Below are 9,966 nucleotides of genomic sequence, written 5' to 3' on the forward strand. Positions count from 1 at the left end.
AATCTCCCAATATTCGACTGTTACTCGGCTATAGCGTTATTGGCCACTCCATGGAGCAGCAACTTAACGGTGTGGTCAATCCACTTATCGCTGGTTTCTTCATCCAACCTAAAAGAGAAAATCTCCTTGAAGGGATCCCCCGCAATAAAGGGGAATGCAACCAAACTGACAAAAGAAATCGGCATAAGATTAATATCTAAATCTGGACGTAGGTGGCCGGCGCATTGAAGCGCTTGTAAGAGCTCCCGCAACATAGGGCCCAGTACAGATGCCAGCCTATCGGTGAATAAATCGCGCATTCGACCAGGCTTGGAGGCCACCTCCCCCACAATAAAACGAGGTATCCAGGGCTCACGGATATAAAGGCGGATAATACGAGCCATTGCATCCCTTAGGGTTTCTAGACTGGGCTCCTTATCCCCCAGACTCATAGTGAGAAATGCCGGGCCACTCTGCATAAACTGACCGCGTATAACCTCGATAATCAGCCCTTCTTTACCGTCAAAGTGATAGCTGATCATGGCGGAATTTACCCCAGCACCTTGAGCGATCTCACGAATTGAGATATCACGAAACGCTTTCTCACGAAGAAGTCTATGGGCAGATTGCATCAGGGACTCGCGTACCTGCCTTTCACGCTCCGGGTCCCTGGGCCGTCCACGGCCACGACTGGGTGTGGTGTTAGTCAACTTGATATCCAATTTAATTAATCACATGATTAATTAAATTGGATATTTGCCGGGAATACAAGATGAAAAGCAGACTAATAAGTCACAAAACAAAGAGGCTCTCCGAGGCACTCACACAAACAGTACTGCCAGACTGCCCCGTCACTCCAGGAGCCCTTGGCTCATTAGAAAACTGGGGAGCAGCCTTTAGCACCTGGGTACATTTATCGCCAACGGACAGGGAAAGAAAAAGCCAGCGCGTGGTAGCAGGTCAGAACTTCAGGCAAAAACAAAAAAAGGCCCACGAAGGGCCCTCTTAGGGAGGTAAATGACTCAGCAGAAAAAACCTAAAGAAATTTCCTGAGCCATCCATTACTTACAGAGACTTAAATCTAGCCGTAAAGTGTCGCAACACTGGCGGCTCATATTCAAAGGTCAGCCCCTTCAATTCATGTGCTCGATTCTGCAGCTCTATAATCGCATCAGCAATATAGTCCATATGATCATTGGTATATACACGACGCGGAATCGTCAGGCGCATCAATTCCAAATCCGCCTTCTTCTGCTCACCGGTTTCCGGGTCACGCCCCAACAATAAGGAGCCAATTTCCACCGCACGGATACCCGCTTCCAGATACAGCGCGTTAGTTAAAACTTGTGCGGGGAATTGCTCTGGTGGGATATGCGGCAGAATCTTAGCCGCATCGACAAACACCGCATGGCCACCTGTTGGAGACTGAATGGGCACCCCACCCTCGCGCAAACGCTCACCTAAGTAGGCTACTTGGCTGATGCGGTATTGCAGAAAATTTTCATCGGCGGCCTCATAGAGACCCCGCGCCAATGCTTCCATATCACGCCCCGCCATGCCCCCGTAGGTTACAAAGCCCTCCATAGGTACGCAGCGGGTACGCACCGCCTGGAAAAGCTCCTCATGATCACGGATACAACATAGGCCACCAATATTCACCATCGGATCTTTCTTGGCAGACATGGTCAGCATATCGCCGTATTGATACATCTCGCGAATAATCTCCAGGATCGACTTGTCCTGATAACCTTCTTCGCGCTGCTTGATAAAGTAGGCGTTCTCACAGTAACGTGCCGAATCGATCACTACTGGAATATCGTATTTCGCGGCTATCTCATATACTGCGCGCATATTCGCCATGGAAACTGGCTGGCCACCCGAGCTATTGCAAGTTACCGTGGTGATAATTGCACAAATATTATTCGCCCCATGCTCCTTAATGGTCTCGACCAAAAGATCCAGGTCAAAATTACCTTTCCAGTCATAAGCCGTTAAGGTATCAAAGGCCCGCTTGTCCAACACATTAACCGCTTTGCCACCATTCAACTCAATATGGCCCGCGGTGGTATCGAAGTGATAGTTGGAGATAAAGACTGGTGTCGTACCACCACGTACCTGGCGCATACGCTCAATCAGAGCGGGAAACAGGATCTGTTCAGCACCACGGCCCTGGTGGGCGGGAACGGTTAATTTATAACCAAAAAAGTGCTCCACTGCTTGGCACAAGTTGTAATAGTTGCGGCTACCTGCGTAAGACTCATCCCCCAACATCAAACCGGCCCACTGGTTATCGCTCATGGCCCCAGTGCCAGAATCTGTTAGCAGATCAATATAGACATCATCACTGCGCAGCAAGAAAGGGTTCAAACCAGCTTCCGCCAGAGCCTTCTCTCTATCGGCCAAAGTGGTCATTTTGATCGGCTCAACCATCTTAATCCGGAATGGCTCAGGAATACGCTTCATCATTATTTTCCTTATCAATCCTGACAGCGTGAACTGAATTATTGACTCAGTCACACTGCATGCTGTTTTTAACGCGGATATAGTACAGATGAAGTGGTAAATGTGCGAATGAGAAGTGATTGGAAGTAGGATTGCCTTACCTGTGAAGGGCATAGAGGGTATCAAGATACTAGTAGCGTTGACTAACCCTACATATATGGTTTTGACGATTTTTTATAGGCATCTATACCAAACATGAAAAAGATTGCTGGTGATAGAACAGTTGCAAAGAAAAATCTTAGCTACTTACCCTGCCAAAGTAATAACGCCGCCAGTGATTTAAAAATCAACTTCTGGGTAGCCAGGTGCGCCAACTTTTAACATTCTAACTGGATCCATCTCGGCCATTTCTTCAAAGCCTCTCTGAGTAATGGAAGGTCCATCGAAACAGCGTAAACCCAAAAGCGAACCAACACGGACGGGGCTCATCGTAGCCACATTGCTAGGCCCTACCTAAACCCACTCACCGTAAAAGCATACTCACTCGCATGAATATTCATACACGTTTCTACTCTGCCAAAATAACGAAGCACATTCACTCAAGCTCATCTAATTATAATTGAACCTTAAAAGAGCAAAAGACTAACAAATATGGAATTACAGTACCAAATACAGTGCACACCTTGAAGCCAGCTTTATTTACTTATTTAAAACCGTACTGTAAGCTCACCAAAAATTATCGGATAATTTTAATCACGGAGGGATAAATTAATTCAGATATTTTGCCTCAAGCGATCAATCGCTTGAAAAAACTGAAAATTCTCACAACTTCTTTCACACTTCAAGATTTAAGGCTCTTTTTTTCAAGAGACACTATTTCAAAGTGTGACATTTAACACATCAAGTGGGCAGGCCAATAACCTCACTATTTAGACCTTCAGCATCACTTGGTGAAAAAATACAATTATTAAGCAGTAGATTGATATGTTTCCTAAATATGCCTTAGTAACAGCAGCTATTTCTGCAGCCTTCATTGCCTTTGAAGCACAAGCAAAAACCTTCAAATACGAAATTCAAGATATTACTTCATCTAATGCCTCATTACAGTATCCAGGCCTCGACTTAAATGGAGCCAACTCTGCAACACTGATCATTGATCATTGATCAAGCAGATCCTTCATCTCCCGCTGTGATAACCTCGCTAGATGTAAACTTCCCCAATGCGTCCAAATTATCCGTAAGGAATTTCAACTCCACTGATGGATTACACCGGGCCACAGTTGGCAACACCTGGGTATACCGCCAACTCAACATTGAAGTGCATGGTGTAGATTTTCAAAATTCTAGCGATCAGAATATTTACATTGACGGCTTTGTATCTGAAGCAGAGAGTTTTATCGGTGCAAATCAACCAGGAAACCAAGGACAACCATTATTTCATGTCGGAGGTCGCTTGGTTGATGTAACCCCAGGAAAAGTCACTGATATTAAAATTCTTACTCTCGACGGGAACAGGCTCAGATTATCACTAAACGACAAGATAGCGGCGAACCCAAACAACAACCATGAGAGTGTCATCGTTATTGATTCACTATGGTTTGGAAACGGGGAAGCAAAGCTATATATCCCGATCCCTATGGCTAACAATGAAGCTAAATTTGCTGCGCCATACAAACTCAACATATCTACAACTTCTGGTCCTGAAGGGGATGAACACTTCATTCATGTACTCGCAAAAGACGAGCGCGGCAACGAATTCCCCACCGCGGAATTCCCCCTCCAGCATCTGCTCGAGGAAGCTTACCGTAACCACCAATAGTTTTAGTTAAACCCTAATACTCTAAAAGTGGAAATGAGTGGCTTTGCTGGATTTATTTTACAATACTCCTTCAAAGTCACTTCCATATCTATACTCTTTATCCAGAAATGGAAAAGTCTAAAACCAACAGCTCTATAAATTTCCAATTGATCATGCTGAGCGACAACAACGTTGACAAACCTGTTGCTCCCAGCCGACTGATGATAACTACTGATAAGCTCTTCCAATGTCAGGTTGAACATCTCAGATCAGTAACATAAAGCCTTTTAGCGGGTCTTTAACCACCTAAACCAGCGCATTCACTTCCACCTTGATCCCCACCGGATCAAAAAATACCAACTGCCTTAGATTACGGCCCGGTACATCCCTTTGCTCGCTGGCAACACCCATCGAATCCAACTGTTGTTTTATCGGTTGAAGATCCTCGGTGAGGAAAGCCATATGGTCCAAATAGGGCTTTGTAGCTTGTTGCTCAGAGACTTCTCCCTCCATGAGATGGACAATCGGTTTGCCATTACCGTAAAGCCAAAATCCGTTGCTTTTAAGGTTTGGTCGCTCTCCCTCTATAAGACCAAGAACATTTGTATAGAAGTCCCGCACCTGCAGCAGTTGACTCCAAGGTGCAGTGATATTGAAATGGTCCAATTGCATAACGCTTCCCTGTGCTATTTCCTTTATAAGATATAGGCAAAAAATAAACCGTTTACGAGCCAATCACGATCTATTCACAGCATGCCTTAAGAGCCGGGCTTCCTTGCCTCCCCAGTTAAATCTGACTCAATATTGTGATTTAAGCCCAGTAAAATATGTTTGCCGGGCCCAGGTATTAACTACACGACGCCGTTGCGGCGCAGTTGGTTAATTTGCTGCTCATCTTTTCCCAGTAACTCGCGCAGTACTTCTTCGGTGTGCTCACCCAATACCGGTGGAGCCTGCTGGTAATCGAGGGCAGATTCGGAAAAGAGTACCGGGTTGCGAACAGTTTTTACTTTGCCGGCTTGCGGGTGATCCTGCTCCACCACCATACCTCGCGCTTGCACCTGTGGATCGGCAAAGACCTCTTCGAGAGTATTGATCGGTCCGCAAGGCACATGGGCTTCGCTGAGTTTTTCCAACCACCAGGCAGAGTTCTGCTTGCGGGTGGCATTCTCAATTTGAGGGATCAGCTCATCGCGGGCTATTACCCGTGAGGAATTACTGATATAAGCGGGATTTTCTGCAAGCTGTTCTATACCCGCGATCTTACAAAAACGCTTGAACTGGTCGTCGTTGCCAACGGCCAACATAAAATAGCCGTCTTGCGAGGGCACAGCTTGGTAAGGCACGATATTGGGGTGGCCTGTGCCCTGGCGCTCGGGACTTTTGCCCGAGGTGAGGTAGTTCTGGGCCTGATTAGCAAGCCAAGACACTTGGGTATCCAGCAGGGCCAGATCGATATGCTGCCCCACTCCCGTCTGCTGGCGGTGCACTACAGCAGCAAGCACCGAGGAAACCGCATACATGCCAGTCATCAGGTCGGCAACGGCCACCCCCACTTTTTGCGGCCCGGCACCTGGCTGCCCTTCGGGCACACCAGTGATACTCATCAATCCGCCCATCCCCTGAATCATGGCATCGTAGCCGGCGCGGTTTTTATAGGGGCCGGTTTGACCGAAGCCGGTAATGGAACAATAAATCACTCCAGGATTAATGGCCTTGATAGCGTCATAATCCAGGCCGTATTTTTTTAGGCCACCTACCTTGTAGTTCTCCAGAAGAATATCGCAGCGGGCAGCCAGTTGTTTAATCAAGTCCTGGCCGGCTTCAGTGGTGATATCCACCGTGACCGATTTCTTGCCGCGGTTGGCGCTCAGGTAATACGCAGCATCGGCGGTGTCATTGCCCTCGGCGTCTTTGAGGTAGGGAGGGCCCCAGTGACGAGTGTCATCACCGCGCTCAGGGCGCTCCACCTTAATCACTTCGGCGCCAAAATCGGCGAAAACCTGTCCGGCCCAGGGGCCTGCAAGAATACGACTGAGATCGAGTACTTTGAGATGCGCGAGCGGTCCTGCCATAACTTCCTCGTTTCACTAATACGGGGTGCATCCCCGAAAATTTTTGCGGCAGACTAACAGATATTCCCGATATGCGCCCAGCTTGGAAGACTATTGAATTGGCCTTACACTGCGGGAGCAATAAAAATAAGGAGGCATAGCATGGCTGCTATAGAAGCCCAAAAATTCGAATCTTTCCGCGACTTTTACCCATTCTACCTGCAAGAGCACAGCAATCTAACCTGCCGACGATTGCACTTTATTGGTACCAGCCTCGTATTTGCCACCGTGATCGCAGCGATCAGCACAGGCAATATGCTGTGGTTTGCCGCTACACCGCTGGCTGGTTATGGTTTTGCCTGGATTGGGCATTTCTTCTTTGAACACAATCGACCTGCCACCTTTAAGTACCCCTTTTATAGTTTTATGGGGGACTTTGTGATGTTTAAGGATATGCTGTTGGGGCGTATTGAACGCTGAACTCGCCTATTTTTTGTGGGCCGACAGGCCGTATTTACGCAGCTTGTTGGCCACAGCGGTATGGGAAATGCCCAACTCCTTGGCTAGCTCTCTAGTAGAGGAGCGCCCCACCAACAATTCACTGAGTAATGATCGCTCCAGCTGCTCCATCATCTCTTTGTAGCTGAGCCCCCTGCCCCATTCCCGCCAGGGTAAACTCGCCGGCACGGTTAAGTCCGGAAGGTCCTCAATATCTATTGTGCTGGCGCCACGACGTTTACAGCTGCCCAGGGCAGCTGCCAGGTAGTCACGTAAACCATTAAAGTTTTGCGGCCAGTCATGACGGCGAATCAGTTCGAGCACCTCCAACGCCAAAACAGGCGCCTCCTGATCGGGGAACTCCTGTCGCAAGAGCGTTTCAGCAAATCGTGGTAGCCCCGGTCGCATATTGCGCAAAGGAGGCAAGACCAAGGAGAGCGCACTAAAGTGCTGAGCTAGAGCCGGCACCAATGACCGAGGCTCGGAACAAGTGGCCACTAAGCGTATTGAAGGTGGCAGGCAGCGCAAACGGCGGGCGATTGTCAGCTGGGCCTCGCCATCCAGCTGATGAAGATCCTCCAAAATTAAGGTTCCAGTTGAGCGCAGATGCCTGGGGATTTCCATTTTCCCATTCTGGGGCACAATTCGGTGGCAATCTGCACGGGCAGCAGCGGGTGATAAATAATGCACCGCACAGGCAAAAGTAGTTTTACCGGTCCCCGCCTCGCCACAAACCAGCAAAGGAGAATTCAATTCAGAGAGGTCCTGCAGTTGCAGGCAAGTCTCCCGGCGTAAATCAAAATCCCACAGCGCCACAGGGCGTGGAAGTCCTGCAGCAAACTCACTTTTCTCCGCAGGTTGCATACGCAACACGGCACCGGCCAAAGAGTCCACATCACCAGTGTTATCTAAGGCTATCGGTGACCAGTCCACTCGGAAATTTTGACCCCGCACCACAACTGGGAGCCCAAAACGGGGCACCGCAAAATCTCTCAGCAGCTCGGCCACTTGCATCAACGGTAGAAAACGCTGTAACTGTAAACCCGGTACCCGATCGAGACTGACCCCGAAGGCGCGCGCAGCAGCAACGTTAGCAGCAATAACCCGGCCGGCATGGTCCACGCTGAGCACTGGATCGGTCACATGCTGTAAGAGGGTATCCAGTTCAAAATATCGCCGTTCCAAGGGTAGCAACGAGATGCGCCTGACCCTTTGGACACCGGGAACACGGTAGAGAGACTTCTCAATAGCCTGGTACTGGGTTGTGAGCATACCTGGCGCCAACAGGTAGACCTTATCTCCACTGTCCCCCCCCAGCTCCCCAGAGGTTACATTGATCCGATATTCGCCGAATATTTGCATAATTTCATGCAAAATACCGACACGATTAGCGCAGGTTATTTCGACTCTCACCAGCCCACCTGTAAAGTTTTCTTTACAAAAAGTGTAAGAGGTTTGTATTGGAGGGCGCAATACCTCCACGCTAAGCCTCCCCTAAAGGCAGGCCTCTGACTAAAAATAGAGGAGACACATAACAACAAGGATTCAGCGGCAGGGCCACTAGCCTTCAACACTTGGAGAGACTGGCAGGCCGCAGGAGACAAAATCATGAAAAAAGAAGCAGCCAAGAAGAGCACCCAGTACGTGGCCCGAGAGCCCAACGCCGAGGGCTTTATTGAGTACACCGAGCTGGAACATCAAACCTGGCAGCGCCTGATAGAGCGCCAGCTGGAGGTATTGCCCGGTCGCGCTTGTGATGAGTATATGCACGGCCTTGAGCTGCTCGACCTGCCCCGCGATCGCATCCCCCAGCTTGAGGAAATCTCCTCTGTACTGCGCCGGGAAACTGGCTGGGAAGTGGCACGTGTACCCGCTCTGATCGGCTTTGAAACCTTTTTTGGCCTGCTCGCCGATCGCAAATTCCCTGTTGCCACTTTTATTCGCACCCCTGAGGAATTCGACTACCTACAGGAACCGGATATCTTCCACGAAATTTTTGGCCACTGCGCCATGCTCACCAACCCGGCCTTCGCCAACTTTACTGAGAAATATGGCCAGTTAGGTCTAAAAGCCTCCCCTAAAGAGCGTGCTTATCTGGCGAGACTCTACTGGTTCACCGTGGAGTTCGGTCTGCTCAGCACTGAAGACGGCCTGCGTATTTACGGAGGCGGTATCCTTTCCTCTCCCAAGGAAACCCTCTATGCACTGAGTAATGAACCAGAGCGCTTCGACTTCAGCGCCATCGACGCACTGCGCACGCCTTATCGTATCGATATTGTGCAGCCGGTTTATTATGTACTGAACAATTTGCAGCAGCTGCAGGAGCTTACCGAAATTGACCTGATGGCCATGGTGCGCGAAGCCATTGAGCTTGGTTTGTTCGAGCCCCGCTTCCCGCCGAAGAATGCCGCCTAAAAGTTATCTGCCAGGCGCTCCCACAGCGCCCGGCACTCTCTCTCCCATATCCTTTCAATACCCGCATCCACTTCCTATTTGCACAAAGTGCTCTCATTGAAGTTGCACTTGGGGAAAATTCCACTACCGGCGCAATTCCCATGAGCCTATCGTTACGTCAGGTGGAAAAGGAAGAGGCAAACTACCTGCCAGCCTTCTAACCACCCAGAACATCAAACCACCGCCAGGGCAATGCCAGTGAGGGCTTCTACTTCGATACAGGGACACAAGGCCCTAGGCCAAGGGAGCGCTGTAGCACTATGTCCTCACTTGACGCGATTGATAGACACCTGCTCGCTATTCTGCAATCGGACGTCAGCCTTTCTATTGAGGAGCTGGCGGAGCGTGTGGGACTCACAAAGACCCCTTGCTGGCGCCGGGTGCAGAAGCTGGAAAAAAGCGGCATCATCCGCCGCAAGGTCGCCCTGCTCAATGCGGAAATTCTGGGCCTGCCAGTTTCGGTGTTCGCCCAGGTAAAAACCGACCAGCATACCCCGGAGTGGGCAGAAGCCTTCTCAAAGCATGTAGGACAACTACCGGAGGTGGTGGATTGTTACCGAATGGCCGGGGACTACGACTACCTGCTGCGAGTGGTAGTGAGCGATATTTCTGCCTATGACCGCTTTTACAAGGAGTTGATCAGGCACGTAGGCATCAGCGATATCATTTCGAATTTCGCCCTGGAGCAGATCAAAAGCACCACTGAGCTGCCCATTCCCTCAGAAAACCAGGAGTGATAAG

The 9,966-nt window shown here is 49.5% G+C and carries 10 protein-coding genes; 5 read left to right on the top strand and 5 right to left on the bottom strand.

Annotation, left to right across the window (positions count from 1 at the left end; all coding sequences use genetic code 11):
• Window positions 1-20: 20 nt before the first annotated feature.
• Complete coding sequence (locus ACJJI0_RS05905) at window positions 21-689, bottom strand: TetR/AcrR family transcriptional regulator (protein ID WP_444885096.1); 669 nt, start codon at window positions 687-689, stop codon at window positions 21-23.
• Between the two features lie 355 nt (window positions 690-1,044).
• Complete coding sequence (locus tag ACJJI0_RS05910; RefSeq protein WP_252085756.1) at window positions 1,045-2,442, bottom strand: tryptophanase; 1,398 nt, start codon at window positions 2,440-2,442, stop codon at window positions 1,045-1,047.
• A 963-nt stretch (window positions 2,443-3,405) separates the two neighbouring features.
• Between ACJJI0_RS05910 and ACJJI0_RS05915 the strand changes: the two genes are divergently transcribed.
• Both ACJJI0_RS05915 and ACJJI0_RS05920 read left to right on the top strand, forming a co-directional pair.
• The gene (locus tag ACJJI0_RS05915) at window positions 3,406-3,585 is read left to right on the top strand and encodes a hypothetical protein (protein ID WP_444885097.1); all 180 of its coding nucleotides are present in this window, start codon (window positions 3,406-3,408) and stop codon (window positions 3,583-3,585) included.
• Window positions 3,575-4,240 carry a hypothetical protein gene (locus tag ACJJI0_RS05920; RefSeq protein WP_444885098.1) on the top strand — a complete coding sequence of 222 codons (666 nt, stop codon included), beginning with the start codon at window positions 3,575-3,577 and terminating at the stop codon, window positions 4,238-4,240. The genes ACJJI0_RS05915 and ACJJI0_RS05920 overlap by 11 nt, the downstream gene beginning before the upstream one ends.
• A 285-nt stretch (window positions 4,241-4,525) precedes the next feature.
• Here the strand turns inward: ACJJI0_RS05920 and ACJJI0_RS05925 are convergent, their stop codons facing one another.
• Both ACJJI0_RS05925 and ACJJI0_RS05930 read right to left on the bottom strand, forming a co-directional pair.
• On the bottom strand, window positions 4,526-4,891 hold the full coding sequence (locus ACJJI0_RS05925; RefSeq protein ID WP_444885099.1) for a VOC family protein: 366 nt from the start codon (window positions 4,889-4,891) through the stop codon (window positions 4,526-4,528).
• Between the two features lie 179 nt (window positions 4,892-5,070).
• The gene (locus ACJJI0_RS05930) at window positions 5,071-6,294 is read right to left on the bottom strand and encodes a CaiB/BaiF CoA transferase family protein (protein ID WP_444885100.1); all 1,224 of its coding nucleotides are present in this window, start codon (window positions 6,292-6,294) and stop codon (window positions 5,071-5,073) included.
• A 141-nt stretch (window positions 6,295-6,435) separates the two neighbouring features.
• Here ACJJI0_RS05930 and ACJJI0_RS05935 point away from each other — a divergent pair, with 141 nt between their 5' ends.
• Complete coding sequence (locus tag ACJJI0_RS05935; protein ID WP_252085752.1) at window positions 6,436-6,753, top strand: Mpo1-like protein; 318 nt, start codon at window positions 6,436-6,438, stop codon at window positions 6,751-6,753.
• 6 nt (window positions 6,754-6,759) lie between these two features.
• Here the strand turns inward: ACJJI0_RS05935 and ACJJI0_RS05940 are convergent, their stop codons facing one another.
• Window positions 6,760-8,184, bottom strand: a complete 1,425-nt coding sequence (locus ACJJI0_RS05940) for a TyrR/PhhR family helix-turn-helix DNA-binding protein (protein ID WP_444885101.1) — start codon at window positions 8,182-8,184, stop codon at window positions 6,760-6,762.
• 195 nt (window positions 8,185-8,379) lie between these two features.
• On the opposite strand from ACJJI0_RS05940, the gene phhA reads away from it, so the two are divergent.
• Together phhA and ACJJI0_RS05950 are read left to right on the top strand one after the other, a co-directional pair.
• Window positions 8,380-9,186: a phenylalanine 4-monooxygenase gene (gene phhA / locus ACJJI0_RS05945; RefSeq protein ID WP_252085750.1), complete on the top strand. Its 807-nt coding sequence runs from the start codon at window positions 8,380-8,382 to the stop codon at window positions 9,184-9,186.
• Between the two features lie 299 nt (window positions 9,187-9,485).
• A complete protein-coding gene (locus tag ACJJI0_RS05950; RefSeq protein WP_252085749.1) occupies window positions 9,486-9,962 on the top strand; it encodes an Lrp/AsnC family transcriptional regulator in 477 nt (158 codons plus the stop codon).
• Window positions 9,963-9,966 lie beyond the last annotated feature (4 nt).

The organism is Microbulbifer mixtoriginis (SeqCode) (genome assembly GCF_052466695.1).

Coding starts and splice junctions, on each gene's coding strand:
- ACJJI0_RS05925 (WP_444885099.1), bottom strand. CDS start 4,891: ATGCAATTGGACCATTTCAATATCACTGCACCTTGGAGTCAACTGCTG.
- ACJJI0_RS05910 (WP_252085756.1), bottom strand. CDS start 2,442: ATGAAGCGTATTCCTGAGCCATTCCGGATTAAGATGGTTGAGCCGATC.
- phhA (WP_252085750.1), top strand. CDS start 8,380: ATGAAAAAAGAAGCAGCCAAGAAGAGCACCCAGTACGTGGCCCGAGAG.
- ACJJI0_RS05950 (WP_252085749.1), top strand. CDS start 9,486: ATGTCCTCACTTGACGCGATTGATAGACACCTGCTCGCTATTCTGCAA.
- ACJJI0_RS05930 (WP_444885100.1), bottom strand. CDS start 6,294: ATGGCAGGACCGCTCGCGCATCTCAAAGTACTCGATCTCAGTCGTATT.
- ACJJI0_RS05935 (WP_252085752.1), top strand. CDS start 6,436: ATGGCTGCTATAGAAGCCCAAAAATTCGAATCTTTCCGCGACTTTTAC.
- ACJJI0_RS05915 (WP_444885097.1), top strand. CDS start 3,406: ATGTTTCCTAAATATGCCTTAGTAACAGCAGCTATTTCTGCAGCCTTC.